Source organism: Planctomycetota bacterium (assembly GCA_035384565.1).
Classification (GTDB): domain Bacteria; phylum Planctomycetota; class PUPC01; order DSUN01; family DSUN01; genus DAOOIT01.
Map to the genome: position 1 here is coordinate 20,979 of DAOOIT010000026.1, position 15,734 is coordinate 36,712.

General features: G+C 67.8%; 11 protein-coding genes. 7 read left to right on the forward strand and 4 right to left on the reverse strand.

Annotated features, from left to right (window positions below; genetic code table 11):
* Nucleotides 1-77: 77 nt before the first annotated feature.
* Nucleotides 78-1,307, reverse strand: a complete 1,230-nt coding sequence (locus tag PLE19_11325) for a PQQ-like beta-propeller repeat protein (protein HPD15536.1) — start codon at nucleotides 1,305-1,307, stop codon at nucleotides 78-80.
* Nucleotides 1,308-1,912: 605 nt separating this feature from the next.
* On the opposite strand from PLE19_11325, the gene PLE19_11330 reads away from it, so the two are divergent.
* The 3 genes from PLE19_11330 (at nucleotide 1,913) to PLE19_11340 (ending at nucleotide 7,106) form a co-directional block, all read left to right on the forward strand.
* On the forward strand, nucleotides 1,913-2,953 hold the full coding sequence (locus PLE19_11330; GenBank protein ID HPD15537.1) for a M42 family peptidase: 1,041 nt from the start codon (nucleotides 1,913-1,915) through the stop codon (nucleotides 2,951-2,953).
* A gap of 143 nt (nucleotides 2,954-3,096) precedes the next feature.
* Complete coding sequence (locus PLE19_11335; GenBank protein HPD15538.1) at nucleotides 3,097-4,278, forward strand: enolase C-terminal domain-like protein; 1,182 nt, start codon at nucleotides 3,097-3,099, stop codon at nucleotides 4,276-4,278.
* Nucleotides 4,279-4,388: 110 nt separating this feature from the next.
* Entirely contained in the window at nucleotides 4,389-7,106 is a 2,718-nt protein-coding gene (locus tag PLE19_11340) for a hypothetical protein (GenBank protein ID HPD15539.1), read from the forward strand.
* A gap of 28 nt (nucleotides 7,107-7,134) precedes the next feature.
* Here PLE19_11340 and PLE19_11345 read toward each other — a convergent pair whose 3' ends face one another.
* The gene (locus PLE19_11345; protein ID HPD15540.1) at nucleotides 7,135-9,159 is read right to left on the reverse strand and encodes a PDZ domain-containing protein; all 2,025 of its coding nucleotides are present in this window, start codon (nucleotides 9,157-9,159) and stop codon (nucleotides 7,135-7,137) included.
* A 184-nt stretch (nucleotides 9,160-9,343) separates the two neighbouring features.
* Between PLE19_11345 and PLE19_11350 the strand changes: the two genes are divergently transcribed.
* Nucleotides 9,344-10,339: a Gfo/Idh/MocA family oxidoreductase gene (locus tag PLE19_11350; GenBank protein HPD15541.1), complete on the forward strand. Its 996-nt coding sequence runs from the start codon at nucleotides 9,344-9,346 to the stop codon at nucleotides 10,337-10,339.
* A gap of 63 nt (nucleotides 10,340-10,402) precedes the next feature.
* Here the strand turns inward: PLE19_11350 and PLE19_11355 are convergent, their stop codons facing one another.
* Entirely contained in the window at nucleotides 10,403-10,792 is a 390-nt protein-coding gene (locus PLE19_11355) for a response regulator (GenBank protein ID HPD15542.1), read from the reverse strand.
* A 209-nt stretch (nucleotides 10,793-11,001) separates the two neighbouring features.
* Nucleotides 11,002-11,637 carry a DUF1080 domain-containing protein gene (locus PLE19_11360; protein HPD15543.1) on the reverse strand — a complete coding sequence of 212 codons (636 nt, stop codon included), beginning with the start codon at nucleotides 11,635-11,637 and terminating at the stop codon, nucleotides 11,002-11,004.
* Nucleotides 11,638-11,798: 161 nt separating this feature from the next.
* Here PLE19_11360 and PLE19_11365 point away from each other — a divergent pair, with 161 nt between their 5' ends.
* The 3 genes from PLE19_11365 to PLE19_11375 all read left to right on the forward strand — a co-directional run bounded on the left by PLE19_11365 (nucleotide 11,799) and on the right by PLE19_11375 (nucleotide 15,390).
* Entirely contained in the window at nucleotides 11,799-13,052 is a 1,254-nt protein-coding gene (locus PLE19_11365; protein HPD15544.1) for an SGNH/GDSL hydrolase family protein, read from the forward strand.
* A 45-nt stretch (nucleotides 13,053-13,097) separates the two neighbouring features.
* Nucleotides 13,098-14,216, forward strand: a complete 1,119-nt coding sequence (locus PLE19_11370; protein HPD15545.1) for a VCBS repeat-containing protein — start codon at nucleotides 13,098-13,100, stop codon at nucleotides 14,214-14,216.
* 136 nt (nucleotides 14,217-14,352) lie between these two features.
* Nucleotides 14,353-15,390, forward strand: coding sequence for a hypothetical protein (locus tag PLE19_11375; GenBank protein ID HPD15546.1), 1,038 nt, complete (start codon nucleotides 14,353-14,355; stop codon nucleotides 15,388-15,390).
* Nucleotides 15,391-15,734 lie beyond the last annotated feature (344 nt).

A 15,734-nucleotide genomic window follows, 5' to 3' on the forward strand; every position in this document is an offset into this window, starting at 1 on the left:
CATGACAGAATACGAACTTCCCTGCCTTCAGCGGCGCAGGCTGGTGAGAAATGCAGGCTACGCCGCCCTCCTGACGCTCACTCGAGCGTCAGCAGCGTCAGCGCGTCCTGGTCCTTCACGAAAACCCTGTTCCCCGCGAGGATGGGGTGCGCGTAGGTCGGCGTGTCGGAGACCTTGATCCGCGCGACCTCCTCGTAGGCAGCGGCGCTGGGCTTGAAGGCGATCAGCTCCGAGGTGCTGGGCAGGGCCAGGATCACCGGGCCAGCGTCCACAATCGCCGCGAAGCCGCGGCCGTGCTGGGCGGCGTCGGTCCACGCGGCCTTGCCGTCCTGGGCGTTGAGGCAGAAGAGGTTGCCGCGGCTCGACAGGCCGAAGAGCAACCCGTTCTCGAGCACGGGGGTGTTGAACTGCACGGCGACGTCGGGGTTGTTCCACAGCTCCTTCGCCACGAAGGCGTCCCCCTGCTTCTCGATCTTGATGGCCTTGGTGCCGCGGCCGGCTCCCGTGCAGATAACGGTCTGCCCGTCCACAATCGGCGTAGCGGCATTGTACGCCCGCATCTGCGGCACGAACGGGAGCTGCCAGAGCAGCTTGCCGTCGGCCACGGCCACCCCCACGATGCTCTTCTCGGTCAGGGTGACGAGTTGCTTCACGCCCTCCACCGTCATCAGGGCGGGCGAGGCGTACTCGGGACCCTCGGCGTCCCAGCGCCACTTCTCGTTGCCCGTGGCGAGGTCGTAGGCGAGGATGGCGCCCTTGCCCTTGCCGCCGAGGTGGGCGATCACCATGCCGTCCACAATGAGCGGAGACATGGCCGTGAAGAACTGCGGCACGGTCTTCGGGAAGGGGTCCTTGCGCCAGAGGAGCTTGCCGCTGGCGGCATCGAGGCACGAGAGCACGCCGTTGACGCCCAGGGTGACCACCTTGCCGTCGGCGACGGCGGGCGAGCTTCGGGGGCCGGCGTGCCGGGCTGCGGCGCCCGTGGGGGCATCGGCGGCGTACTGGTCGCGCCACAGCTCCTTGCCGTCCTCCGCGTTGAGGCACAGGGTCACCTCGTCCTGGCCCTGGCGCGCGAAGACGTAGAGCTTGTCTCCGACGAGGGCGGGAGTGGCATCGCCGGCGCCCACGGGCACGGTCCACTTCTTCGTCAGCGTCTTGGGCCAGGCCTGCGGCACGGTGAAGCCTGTCACCTTGCCATCGCGATTGGCCCCTCGCCACTGCGGCCAGTCGGCGGCCTCGACCGCAATCGAGCAGAGCAGAAGCCCCAGAACCGGGACCACGCTCAGCCATCCGTTCGCCGATCTCATCGTGGCTCCTTTCCGCGCCCGCGCGCGAAACGCCGCCCAGATCCCCTCCGGCCCTGGCCGGCCACGTTGGCCTGCCGTGTGGGCGCGATTATACCGCGGCGGCGCCGGGAGGTTCAAGAGTGCGCTTCGGGAGAGCACGGCCCCCAGATTCCGGCGCCTGCGCCCCCGCTCGCCCACGCTGTCTTGGAAAGCAGACACGGCGCCGCCATACCCGCTCAACTCCCCCGCCGCCGCGAGATGAGCAAGTATGGCGCTTTGGCGATCCGGGCGGCTCTACGGCCTTTCCGCCCATACTTGCTCAATTTCCTCCCCCTCTGGTTTGAGCAAGTATGGCGCTGGGGCGCTCTGGGGCCTTTCGTGGCCGTTCCTGCCCCTCTGCACCCCTTTCGTTCATCCAGAGTGATTCGGGAGGGGAGGGGCACGGCTTGGATGCCCCCGCGGCGAGGGCGGCCAGGTCGGGTGGCCATGCTCGCTGCGGGATCCCAACGCGCCAGGATCATGGCGCACTCGACACGCAGGCCGCTTGCGGGTACCATAGGGCTGGCCTGAGGGCAGGTGGCGGGGGTGGCCCGCTTCGCCGACAGGCCGGGAACAGGAGCCAGCGGATGGACGAGAAGCTTTTCGAGCGGGTCTGCAACGCCCCCGGGGTGCCGGGATACGAGGACGAGGCCCAGGCCGTGGTGATGGAGGCGCTGCGCGCGAGCTGCGACGAGGTGCGCCGCGACCGCCTGGGCAATGTCATCGGCCTGAAGAGGGCCACCCGGCCGCCCGCCGACGGCTCGCCGCCGCTCAAGGTGGCGCTGGCCGCCCACGTGGACGAGATCGGGATGATGGTGAAGCATATAGATTCCAACGGCTTCATCCGCTTCGAGCCGATGGGCGGGCTCAATGCGCAGGTCATCACCTCGCAGCGGATGATCATCCACGGCCGCAAGCCCGTCGGCGCCGTCGTCGTGCCCGACAACCGCGAAGACAGCAAGGACAAGCTGACGAAGGTCAACGAGGCGTTTCTCGACACGGGCCTGCCGCGCGACGCCCTGTGCGAACTGGTGCAGGTGGGCGACGTGGTGACCTTCGCCTCGGGCGTCGAGCGGCTCAACGACAAGGTCTACGTGGGCAGGAACTTCGACGACCGCATCGGCACCTACTGCCTGCTCGATGCGATGCGGCGCGTCGGCGACACCTCCGTGGACGCCTACGCCGTGAGCTCGGTGCAGGAGGAGGTGGGCCTCCGCGGCATGCGGCCCGCCGCCTACGCCATCCAGCCCGACATCGGCGTGGCCATTGACGGCAGCCTCTGCTGGGGACCCTACGGCGACCAGCACGAACGCACCTGCGCGCTCGGCAAGGGCACGGGCGTGTACATCATGGACCGCCTGACCATCGGCGACCGGCGGCTGGTGCAGTTCCTCTTCGACGTGTGCGAGCGGCACCACATCCCCGTCCAGCGCAACGTCGGCGGCGGCACCGATGCGGCGGCCATCCAGCAGGCGCGGGCCGGCGCGCTCAGCACCACCATCGGAGCGCCGGTGCGGTACATGCACTCCACCGTCCAACTCTGCCACGCCGACGACATCGAGGCCACGGCCGAACTGCTGGCGCGGTTCCTGGAGCATGCTCACGAGTTGCGGCCCGATGAGAGATAGGCGCTGTCAGGCAGGCTGTGCGTGCGTTGGACAGGATGAATGGAGGGGTGGAGGGGTGGATGGCTGCCTGACAACCATCCATTCATCCAACCATCCGGTCATCCCATCCAGCGGGTGCCCAAAGTTGTGTTAGGACGCAAGGAATGAAGATCGCGCGTGTCGCGGCCACACCCGTCCGCCTGCCCATTCCTCCACGCTCCTACGCGTCGGACGACGCGGGGACGAAGCGCGAGTGGGGGCGCCTGAGCCGTCTCTCGCCCAAGCGGCCGAGCACGATCCTCGAGTACCTGCTCGTTCGCATCGAGACCGACGAGGGTCTTGCCGGCACAGGCGAGGCGCCCGTGGATATCGGCTTCTTCGGCCAGACACTCGAGGAGGTGCAGGCGGCGATTGACGACTACCTGGGGCCGCAGATCGTCGGCCTCGACCCCTTCGACCGCGAATACGCCATGCACCGCATTGACTACCGGGGCAACTCGTGCGCCAAGTCGGGCATTGACCTGGCGCTCCACGACCTGATGGGGCGCGCGCTCGGCGTGCCCGTGAGCGACCTCATCGGCGGCTCGCACCGGCAGCGCGTGCCCGTGGCCATCGAGATCGCGGGCGGCGCCCCGGCCGACATGGCCGCGGCGTGCGCGGCCTACGTGGCCAGGGGCGTGCGCGCGTTCAAGCCCAAGATCGGCGGCGTGCCCGAGCAGGACGCCGACCGGCTCCGCGCCATCCGCGAGGCCGTGGGGCCGAGCGTGTCGCTGCGGGCCGACGCCAACCAGGGCTACTCGCCCAAGGAGGCGATCCGCCTGTGCCGCCTCGCCGAGAGGTACGATGTCGGCCTCGAGCTCCTCGAACAGCCCGTGGCCGCCTGGGACCTCCAGGGCATGGCCGCCGTGTGTCGGGCGGTGGACACCCTGATCGAGGCCGACGAGAGCTGCTACTCGATTCACGATGCCCTGCAACTGATCCGCCACGAGGCGGCCGATGTGCTGAACATCAAGATCGCCAAGGCCGGCGGGCTCTACGCGGCCAAGAAGATCGCGGCCCTGGCCGAAGCCGCGGGCCTCAAGTGCGTGCTGGGCACGGCCTTCGGCCTGGGCATCGGCGTGGCCGCCAAGCTCCACCTCGCCGCGTCTACAGTCGCCGTGACCGACGCGGTGGAGTTCACCGAGATCGGCCTTCACGGCAACCTGCTCGCCCCGCCGCACGACAGGTTGCTCGCCCTGCCGCTGGAGGCCGATGGCTGCCTGCCCGTGCCCGGCGACCCCGGCTTCGGCGTGGCGCTTGATGAGGATGCCGTGGCGCGAAGCTCGGTTGCGCCCTTCGCCCCTTGACGCATGCTGCCATTGCGCTTACACTTATGTTTCAAGCGGCGAACGCCCGGACCCGCCACGCCGGCTGCCCCGCACAGGGCGGGGGCGCGGCCGAAATGAAAGGAATCACCATGCGTCACTGGAATCGCCTGGGTGCCGTGTTCGGTCTCGTCCTCGCTCCTCTCCCTGCGTCGCACAGCACCGCGGCGGAGCAGGCGCCCTCCTTCATCTGGGTCGAAGGGGAGGCCGCCAGGTCGAACTCGATGCACCGCCACCCCTGGTGGTATGACAAGGTGAAGAAAGACCAACTGTCGGGCGGCGATTTCATCTCGAACTGGTCCGACAAGCCCGGCGAGGCGACCTATGCCTTCGCCGCCCCGGTGGCCAGGACGTGGGTCCTCTGGGTCCGAGCGAACCCCGTGGGCACCCAACTGTCGTACAGACTCGATGGCGGCGACTGGGCACGCATCGACATGTCGAGCAGCCAGGTGGGCAACGTCAACATCGCCGAGGACGGGAAGATAGACCTGCGGTTCCTCGCCTGGGCGAATGTGGGCGAGGTGAAACTCGCGCAGGGCGCCCACACGATCGAGTTCCGCATGGACAGCGCGAACAACAACCACGGGATGCTCGACTGCTTCGTCTTTGCCGATGCGGCGTTCCGGCCCGAGGGCATCCTGAAGCCCGGCCAGTTGGCCGCCGTCGCTGAGGCCGCCGAGAAGGGCCGCTGGGCCTTCCGGCCGCCGCGCGATGCGTTCAGCCCCGACGCGTTCCTCGACCTGCGCTCCCTCAACGAGAAAGTGGCCGGCGAAAGCGGCTTCGTCGCCCGCTCGAAGGACGGCAACGACTTCGTGCTGGGAAACGGGCGTCCCGCCCGCTTCTGGGCCGTCAACAGCGGGGCGTTCGACAAGGACCTCGCCCGCCACGCCCGCTTCCTGGCCAAGCGCGGGGTGAACATGGTCCGCTTCCACAGCAACATCACGCCGGCCGGCAACGACCTGATGGGCATTGACACGAAGGACCGCGACCACCTCTGGCGCGGCGTGGCCGCGATGAAGAAGGAGGGCATCTACGTCACCTACTCGCCTTACTGGGCCGGCCCGGCCCGCGTGAAGCCCGCCATGGGCGTGCTCGACACCGGCGGCAACGGCAATTGGGGGCTCCTCTTCTTCGACAAGAAGCTCCAGGATGCCTACAAGGCCTGGATGAAGCAGGTGCTGGCCGAGCCGAACCCCTACACCGGCATCCCGCTCGCGAAGGACCCCGCACTCGCCATCATCCAGATACAGAACGAGGACTCGTTGCTCTTCTACACCAGCCAGGGGATCAAGGGCGCGGCGCGCAAGGAGTTGCGGCGGCAGTTCGGCGACTTCCTCAAGAAGAAGTACGGCTCGCTCGAGAAAGCCAGGGAGACATGGGGCGGCGCCGCGCCGTCGGCCGACCAGGACGCGCCCGACGACTTCGCCCAGGGCGAGGCGGCGCTCCTCATCGTGTGGGAGTTGTCGCAGCGCCGCTTCGGCGAGGGCTTCCAGAGGCGCTGCTCCGACCAGATGGAGTTCTTCGCCACGGTGATGCGGCGCTTCAACAAGATGATCGGCGACTACCTGCGCAACGACCTCGGCTGCAAGCAACTCGTCAACGCCGGCAACTGGCGGACCGCCGACAACGTGATCATGCTCGACGCTGAGCGGTGGTCCTACTCTTCCAATGAGGTGATGGCCGTGAACCGCTACTACGGCGGCATCCACGAGGGACAGCACAACGGCTGGGCGATCGTCAATGGCGACCGTTTCACCGACCCCAGCGTGCTGCTGCGGCCGCGCGAGCTGCCCGTGACGCTCAAGCAGGTCGAGGGCTTTCCGATGATCGTCTCCGAGAGCTCGTGGGTGCCGCCCATGAGCTACCAGTCGGAGGGGCCGTTCCTTGTCGCCGCCTACCAGTCGCTCAATGGCGTGGACGCCTTCTACTGGTTCGCCACGGGCGAGGAGGGCTGGCGCGAGCCGGGCTCGGCCAATGGCTACCTGCCGTCCGAAGGCAAGTGGGTCTGCGCGACGCCGATGCTCCTGGGCCAGTGGCCGGCAGCCGCTCTGCTCTACCGCAAGGGCTACGTGCGGCAGGGCAAGCCGGTCGTGCACGAGCAGCGATCGCTCGACGACCTCTGGCAGCGCCGCATGCCCATCATCGCCGAGGACGCCGGCTACGACCCCAATCGCGACAAGGACCACCTCTCGAAGGAATCCAACGTCAAGGGCGGCGTCAACCCGCTGGCCTACCTCGTCGGCCCCGTCCAGACCACCTACGGCGGTAACCCTGCCAGGAGCCAGGTCGCCGACCTGTCGAAGTTCATTGACCCGTCGGCCAAGACCGTGGTCTCGAACACGGGCGAGCTGAAGTGGGACTACGGCCGTGGGCTCTGCAAGCTCAACGCGCCGAAGGCCCAGGGCGTGACCGGCTTCCTCAAGAAGGCGGAAAGCATCGCGTGCGCCGACGTGACGATTCAGTCGGGCAACGACTACGCGACCGTGCTGCTGGTCTCGATGGACGACAAGCCGCTCGCCACGTCGGGCAAGGTGCTCGTCCAGGTGGGCACGACCCAGCGGCCCACGGGCTGGAAGACAAGCCCCGTCAAGATCGGCGCCGAGGACGGTGAGCAGGTGGTGGACTTCGGGAAGGCCCCGTGGCTGATCGTGGAGGGCGATGTCAGGGTCACGATCCGCAACCCCCAGCTCAGGACGGCCGTGGTGCTCGACCCGAACGGCATGGCGGTGAAGCGGATCCCTCTGGCCGACTCCGGCACGGGCAAGACCCTGGCGTTCCCGCCCGACGCCCTGTACGTCGTCCTGGAATGAGGCCCCGCTGTCGCCCGCCGCGGCCGGGTCATTCGGGCAAGGGCTGCGGCGCGAGCTCGATGGTGAAGGTGCGGGCCTCGTCGCCGAGCTTGGTGGCCAGCTTGACCTTCTGGCCGGGCTTCATCTTGCGCAGCGCGGCCAGGAAGTCGCGCACCGTGGCCGGCTTCTTGCCCTCGAACTCGGCGATCTCCGCCCCGGGCTTGAGGCCCGCCTGCCCTGCGGGCGATGTGGGCGCCACCTCGCGGATGACGACCGCCCCGTTCCTCTGCTCGACCGTGAGGCCGAGGTAGGGCGCCATCTCGGGCGCTCGGGGCGTGAGGTCGGTGCGCGTGGTCAGCTTGGCTTTCAGGCTCAGCTTCTTCTCCTCCCGCTGGACTTCCACCTCGACTTCATCGCCCGCCTGGAGGCCGGCCACGGCCTCCATCAGGTCGGACGTCGAATCGAGTTCGCGCCCCGCGATCTTCAGGAGCACGTCGTTGGCCTTGATGCCGGCTTTGTCGGCGGGCGAGCCCGGCGTCACCTGGGCGATGACCAGCTTGTTGTCCTGCTCGCGCGTCGCCACGCCGAGGAAGGGCACGGGCGGCACCGACTGCTTGACGAGCCATTGCTTCCAGTCGCGCTCGACCTCCTCGATCGGCTTGCCGAAGACGGCCTGGAAGGAATCTATGGCGGCGCGGTCGCGGGCATAGTTGGCGTCGGCGGTGTACTCGTCGTAGAAGCGCTTGAGCAGGCCCTTCTCGTGCATGTAGAAGAGCATGTAGCGGGCCTGGGCGTAGGCGAGCTGGGCCTGGGCCATGAACTGCGGGTGGGTGAACCCCATCAGCGCGGTCCACGGGAGCAGGCGCCCCTGGCGTGCGGCCTGCTGGGCGACGAGGAGGCGGTGGTTCTGCCGCGGCTTCACCGTGCCGTCGCGGTCCGAGCTCTCGAACAGCGTGGCGAGGCCCTCGATGAGCCAGATCGGGTGCTCCTGGCGGCGCGCGAGCATGTCGGCGTAGTGGAGGGCGTGGGTGAACTCGTGGAGGACCACGTCGGCGCGGAGCAGCTTGTTGACGGGCATGTCGCTGCAGAAGAGCGCGGAGGAGGCGGGGTTGTAGAAGCCGCCGATGCCGCCGGTGAAGACCTTGGGCGTGTCGGCCGCTGTGAGCAGCACGATGTAGAGGGGCCGCTGGGGCTTGTTCTGGAAGAGGTCGCGCCATTGGCAGTCGGCATAGGCCTCCAGGCTGCGGCGCAGCTCGGCGATCTCCTTGTCGTCCTTGGCGTGCAGGTAGACGAAGTTCCGCTCGGGGTCGGTGAGGGTCTTGTAGCGCTTGGCGTCAATGCCGCGCTCGGCGAGCGTCTTGGTGATCCGCTCGATCGTCTTCTCGGATGCCTTCTTCGTGTACTCGTCCTTCTTCGCGAGCAGCTCCTTGAAGGCGGCCTCGTCCCGCAGCGATTCGAGGTCGGGGTCGCGCTCGATGTGCAGGAAGTCCACGAACCCGGCTTCCACCGATTGTTTGAGGTAGTCGAGGGCTTTGGGCTTCTCGCCCTGGCGGGCCAGAGCGCAGGCGGCGTTGTAGAGGGCGGTCGGGTCGTCGGGGCTGGTCTTGAGGATTTCGAGGCAGGCGGCCAGGGCGGCCTTGTAGTCCTTCTTGTCGAACATCTCCAGCGCCCGGCGGTGCAGTTGCAGCAGGCGCTGCGGGTCGGGCTTCGGCGCGGCGGGGGTGGGCGGCTTCTCGGTCACGCCCTTCACGTCGGCCGGCGCCAGCGCGCGGGTGTCGCTGCCGATCTTAAGCGACAGGGCCTTGTCGTCCTCGGCGACGATCTGGCCCTCGAGCTTCGAGCCGTCCTTGAGTTCGACAATGTACGTTGCCCGGTCGTGCTTCTTCACCTGGGCTTTGGGGATGGTGAGTTCGCCGTACGCGGTGCGCATGACGAGATGCGCGGGCGTCTCGCGGACGACGCGGCCCTTCAGCCGCTCGTCCTGCTTCGTCTCCACGGTGTCGGCCGTCGCGGGCGCCAGGATGCTGAGGGTGGCGATGCCGATGAACCAACGCAGCGCGGGGAACCGAGACATGACCAGACTCCACCAGGGTGGCGAATCGCGAAACCCGTCTCCACCACCAGCTTAGCAGGATCGGCAGGCGGATTCCACTCGCCCGCTTGCATTGGCGGGGCCGCGCGATAGAATGAGCGCGCCCGTTGGGGCGATGGTGGCGGCCTTCTCCCGCGTCGTTCCGAGAACCGTTCAGGAGATTGGCATGGGCATGCTGCGGGTGGCGATGTTGAGCGGATGGCACGTGCATGCGAAGGGCTATGCGAACACGGTGAATTCGTTCCCCGACGCGAAGGTCACCGTGGTGTGGGACGAGGAGCCTGCCCGAGGCAAAGCGTGGGCGGACGAGCTGAAGGTGCCCTTCGAGCCCGACCTGGCCCGGTGCGTGGCGCGCGACGACGTGGATGGCGTGGTGGTGGACGCCCCGACCTCGATACACCCCGAGGTGATGATCGCCGCGGCGAAGGCCGGCAAGCACATCTTCACCGAGAAGGTCATGGCCCTCACGGTGCGGGGGTGCGAGCGCATCGCGAACGCCGTGCGGAAGGCGGGGGTGAAGTTCTGCATCTCGATGCCGCAGCGCTGCTCGCCCACCAGCCTGCTGGCGAAGAAGGTGGCCGAGGAGAAGCTGATTGGCGACGTGACGGTGCTGCGCGTGCGCGTGGCCCACAACGGGGCGTCGGCGGGCTGGCTGCCACCGCACTTCTACGTGCCCGAGACCTGCGGCGGCGGGGCGATGATGGACCTGGGCGCGCACCCGATGTACCTGGCCCGTTGGATCCTGGGCAGGCCGCGCCGGATCACCTCGACGTTCAACGACCGCACGGGCCACGCCGTCGAGGACAACTCGGTGTGCCTCATCGAGTTCGAGAGCAAGGCCATCGCGATTGTCGAGACCAGCTTCGTGTCGTCGCACAGCCCGGGCGCCCTGGAACTCTACGGCACCGAGGGCGCGCTGCTGATCGGCGGCCCGGACGGACGTCCGCTGCTGCGCTCGAACAAGGTAGCCTCGAGTGTGCCGGGCTGGGTGATGCCGAGCGAGCTGCCCAAACCGCTGCCGGCGCCGCTGCGCCAGTGGGTGAGCGGCTGCCTGGAGGGCTCCGAGATCCACTTCGGGCTCGAGGAGGGGACGCAACTCACCGAGCTCATGGAGGCGGCGTACGCGTCGCACCGCAGGGGCCGGCAGGTGGAGTTCGCCTGACGGCCGCACACGACGCGGGGGCGGGACGGGCCTGGGCCCGCCCCCGATGGGCTCGGAGCCGCCTCAGGCGCTGGCTGCGGTACTCCTTCCGGCAGCCCTGTGCTGCGAGAGCACGCGCTCGATGGTGTTCGTGAGCTCCGTCAGGTCGCCCCGCTTCACCACGTAGGCGTCGGCTGCCCACGACATGAAATTGTCCTTGTAGCTGGCGTACGCCGTGTGGATGATGACGGGGAGGTGGTTATTGATCGCCAGCAGTTTGCCGAGGAGCTCCAGGCCGTCCATCTCGGGCATGGCGATGTCCACGATCACCAGGTCTGGCATGAACCGTGCCACCGTGTCGAGCGCCTCGTGGCCGTTGGCGGCCGTGGCGATGGAGTGGCCTTGGCTGCCGAGTTCGTCCTGAAGAAGCAGCCGCTGATTCCTATCGTCCTCCACGATCAGTATCGCGGCCATGGTCTCGCTCTCCTTCCCGTAGCCCCAGCCGACGCCCGCCCGTCATGCAGCCTATGACAGAGCGCGGAGTGCGCGGCCTTGCCGGGCCTCGCGTAGGCTCGCTCGGCGCACTCCCTCTCTACTCGGATTATAGCGCCAATCCCCCACGCGTCAAGAAGCAAGCGCCGTTCTGTGTTCGCGGCGGCGTGGTCGCGCGGCCTTGGGGCGCCTCACTTGGCCGGCTCGGCCGACTGGGGCGCAGCGGGCGGGGTGGGCTTGTCGCCTTCTTTGAGGGGCCGCAGCTCGATCCTCTTGAGGGCGATCTGCATGCCCTTGAAGCCCTCGCCGCCGTGCACCTGGATGCCCACGCGGCCCTTGGCCGAGCGGGTGTCGTGCACCTCGCCAAGCTGCTTGCCATTGAGCCAGAAGATGATGTGGTCGCCGTTCGCGTAGATCTGCCCTTCGTTCCAGCCGTCGCGGTTCTCGATGCTCTCGTCGAGGTTCACGAAGGCGAACGTGCTGTTGGCGCCGGGGTAGAAGGCGCCGCTGAATGTCTTCGGACTGGTCCATTTCAGGATGTCGAACTGGTAGCGGTCGCGGAACCAGATGCCGCTGTTGGCCGGCCACTTGACCTTGTAGGTGAAGCGCAGCTCGAAATTGTCGAACGCCGCGGTGGTGAAGATGTCCGCCCCCTTGCCGTCCTCCTGGAAGCCCACGAGGCAGCCGTCCTCGACCTTGAACTTCGTGGGGTCGTTGGCCTTCCAGCCCTCGAGGTCCTTGCCGTTGAAAAGCGGCTTCCAGTCGTCGCCCGCGAAGGCCGCGCCGACCGCGAGCAGCATGCCGACGCCAACTGCCAGTTGCCTCATCGCTTTGGCTCCTTTCCTTCCTCCCGATGTGGCCATTCTAGGCGACGGGACACGCCGCGTCAAGCGTGCGCGCCGCGCCATCGCTTGACCCGCTCGGCGGCAATCACGATAATGAGCGCCATTCACGGTGTCGTTTCCCCTCAACCATTGGAGGCGGGCAGATGCGTCGAAGAGTGGCGACGGGGCTGTGGCTGGTGCTGGTGGTTGCCCTGGCCTGCTTCGCCGGCGAGGCGAAGCTCCAGGACGGCGATCTCGTGGCGGTCACCGGCGACTCGATCACCGAGCAGAAGCAGTACTCGGTGTTCATCGAGGACTACCTGCTGATGTGCCAGCCGGCGGCGAAGTTGCGCGTGATGCAGTTCGGCTGGGGCGGCGAGACCGCCGGCGGCTTCAGGAACCGCATGGCCAACGACTGCCTGCCCTTCAAGCCCACGGTGGCCACGACCTGCTACGGGATGAACGACGGCGGCTACCGCCCCTTCGACGAGAACCAGCAAGGCAGGTCGTACCGCGAGAGCACGAGGGCCATCGTGCAGGAGTTCAAGAAGGCCGGCGTCCGCCTCATCGTCGTCGGCTCGCCCGGCGTCGTGGATGCCGACACCTTTCGCCACGATCCCGCCGCCGCCAGGATGTACAACGAGACCCTCGCGAGGCTCCGCGACATCGCCCGTGAGGTGGCCGAGAAGGAGGGTGTCGTCTTCGGCAACGTGTTCGACCCCATGATGGACGCGATGACGAAGGCCAAGGCGAAGTACGGCAAGGACTACCACGTGGCCGGCGGCGACGGCGTCCACCCGGGTGCTAATGGCCAGCTCCTGATGGCCTACGCCTTCCTGAAGGCCCTGGGCTGCGACGGCAACATCGGCACGATCACGGTGGACCTCGCCGCCGGCAAGGCCGAGGCCACCGAGGGCCACAAAGTGCTCGCGTGCAAGGACGGCGCGGTGGAACTCGAGAGCACCCGCTACCCCTTCTGCTTCTTTGGCGACCCCAAGGACCCCAACGCCACGAGCGGGATCATCGAGTTCGTGCCGTTCAACCAGGACCTCAACCGCCTCACGCTCGTGGTCAAGGGCGCCAGGGGCGACCGGGTGAAGGTCACCTGGGGCAAGGCATCGAAGGAGTTCGCCGCCGCCGACCTGGCGAAGGGCGTCAACCTGGCTGCCGAGCTGCTCGACAACCCCTTCTGCGACGCCTTCAAGAAGGTGGACGCAGCGGTCCGCGCCCAGCAGAACTTCGAGACGCCGATGATCAAGGACCTCATCAACAAGCTCCCCAGCATGCAGCGGCTCGTGCCCGAGGAGAAGGAAGCGTTCGAGCGCGTCCGCACCGCGCTGGCCAGGAGAAACCAGGAGCTCTTCGACGCCGCAGCCGCCGCCGTCGTGCCCGTGAAGCACGCGATCAAGATCGAATAGCCGCAAGCCGCAAGCCGCAAGCGGCAAGCTTGGAAAGGAGTGCCTATGCCCCCCCTTCGCTTCGAGAAGGTCTTCATCTCCGACGAGCGCTACGAGGCGGCCGGCGTGTTCGACGTGAATCGCGACGGCCACCTCGACATCGTCTCCGGCGCCTATTGGTACCCCGGGCCGAAGTTCGACCGCAAGTGCAAGATCGGCCCCGTCATGGCCGCGGGCGAGTACTTCGACGACTTCTCCACCCTGCCCCTCGACGTCAACGGCGACGGTTACCCCGACTTCGTCACCGGCGGCTGGTTCGGCCAATGCCTCGTCTGGAAGGAGAACCCCAAGGGCGACCCCACCAAGGAGTGGGCCGTCCACAAGATCGCCGACACCGGCAATGTCGAGACAACCCGCGCGTGGGACATTGACGGCTGCGGCATCCCCGAGATCGTGCCGAACACCCCAGGGGCGCCCCAGAAGGTCTTCAAGCTCATCACCGACGCCAGCGGCAAAGGCACCGGCGCCTTCCGCGAACACGTCATCTTCGCCCCCGAGAAGGGCGGCACCGGGCACGGCTTCGGCTGCGGCGACATCAACGGCGACGGCCGGCCCGACCTCGTGCTCACCAACGGCTGGCTCGAGCAGCCCCCCAAGCCCTACGAACAGCCCTGGACCTTCCACCCCGAGTTCAACCTCGGCGGCGCGAGCTGCCCCGTGCTTGTCGTGGACGTGAACGGCGACGGCCTCGCCGACCTCATCGTCGGCCAGGCCCACGGCTACGGCCTCGACTGGTTCGAGCAGCGCCTCGAGGGCGGCAAGCGCTCCTGGATCAAGCACCCCATTGACCCCTTCAACAGCCAGTACCATGATTTGATCTGGGCCGACATTGACGGCGACGGCAAGCCCGAGCTGATCACCGGCAAACGCTACCGCGCCCACTGCGGCCACGATGCCGGCGAGTACGACCCCTACGGCATCTACTACTTCAAGTGGACGGGCGAGGCCTTCGTCAAGCAGGTGGTTGACTACGGCCCGCTTCGCCAGACCAAGGGCTGCGGCATCGCCTTCGAGGTCGTGGACATTGACAAGAGCGGCGACGGGCTCCTCGACATCGTCGCCCCCGGCAAGGACGGCCTCTTCCTCTTCCGCAACCGCGGCTTTGCCCAGAACATGGGCGACTGACGCACCGCTTGGGCCGGGGGAACCTTCTTCGCACGAAGGTTCCCCCGGCAACCCCCTCCAAGAACGCTCACGTTTCTGCTATAATCCCAGCAGTCTTTCTTCCGCCTCCCTTCGCGTGTTTCGCGGGGAACTCTTCATGGGCTTTGAAGGCCGTTGTCGCGTCACGGGCATTGGCAGCCTCGCCGTCACGAGTGTCGAGGAGGCGCTGGACTTCGTCTTCGAGTCCGCGCCCGACCTGCCCTGGCTGCCGCAACTCCCCCGCCTCTCGCCCAACGAGGGGATGAACGAGCAGATGTACGAGGGCCTGCCCGGCCTCGACCGCCGCGACGGCAAGTGGCTGATCGTCCAGAACGACGCCTTCTTCGAGGGCGTCGCCCAGCTCTTCGAGCGCTACGATGCCCCCGACGACGATGCGGGTCACATGTCGCCCCGCGTCTGCGCGTCGCTCGCTGGGTTCCTCCAGCGGGTCAAGGCCAGCGGCGTCGCCGAGGCCAAGGCACAGGTCTCGGGGCCGGTCACCGTCGGCATGAGCCTCCTCGACGAGGAGGGCACGCCCATCCTCTACAACGACGTGCTCCGCGACGTGCTGGTGAAGCACCTCGCGCTCAAGGTCCGCTGGCTCGCCCGCCAGATCGAGGCCGCTGGGGCTAGGCCCGTCATCTTCGTGGACGAGCCGTTCCTCACCTCCTTCGGCACGCCGTTCTTCGGCTGGACGCGGCCCGAGCAGCCCCGCGAGGTGCTCGAACAGGTCTACGCCGCGGCGCCCGTCAAGGGCACGCATTGCTGCGCGAACACCGACTGGACGATCTTCCTCCAGAGCAGCGTGGACATCGTGTCGTTCGACGCCTTCGAGTATGCCACGGCTTTCCTCACGTATCGGGAGGCGCTGGTGGAATTCATTCGGCGTGGGGGCAACATCGCCTGGGGCATCGTCCCGACCGACCCCGAGGCCCTGGCCGCCACCAGCGCGGACGAATTGGTCGGCCGCCTCCGCGAGCAGATCGCCAAACTCGCCTCCTGGGGCCTCGAGCCGCAGAGGGTCCTCCGCCAGAGCCTTCTCACCCCCTCCTGCGGCCTCGGCAGCCGCCCGCCCGAGACCGCGAGGCCGGCGTTTGAGATGTTGAGGGCGATTTCGGATGCACTTCGCCACGAGGGCCCCTGGTCCTCGGACTGAATCGCCCCCTTCGGGGGCTCTAGGGTGGGGTGGCGCCTGTTTGCCCAGGGTTCCCTTCGGTCACCCTGGGCTACGGCCCGGACGCCCCTGGCGGGGCTGCGGCCGGGACATTGGAGGGTCTGGGTTAGCCCACAACGTGGGCGACCGGGCCGTGGGCTCTAGGGTGGGGGGCGCCTGTTTGCCCAGGGTTCCCTTCGGTCACCCTGGGCTACGGCCCGGACGCCCCTGGCGGGGCTGCGGCCGGGACATTGGAGGGTCTGGGTTAGCCCACAACGTGGGCGACCGGGCCGTGGGCTCTAGGGTGGGGGGCGCCTGTTTGCCCAGGGTTCCCTTCGGTCACCCTG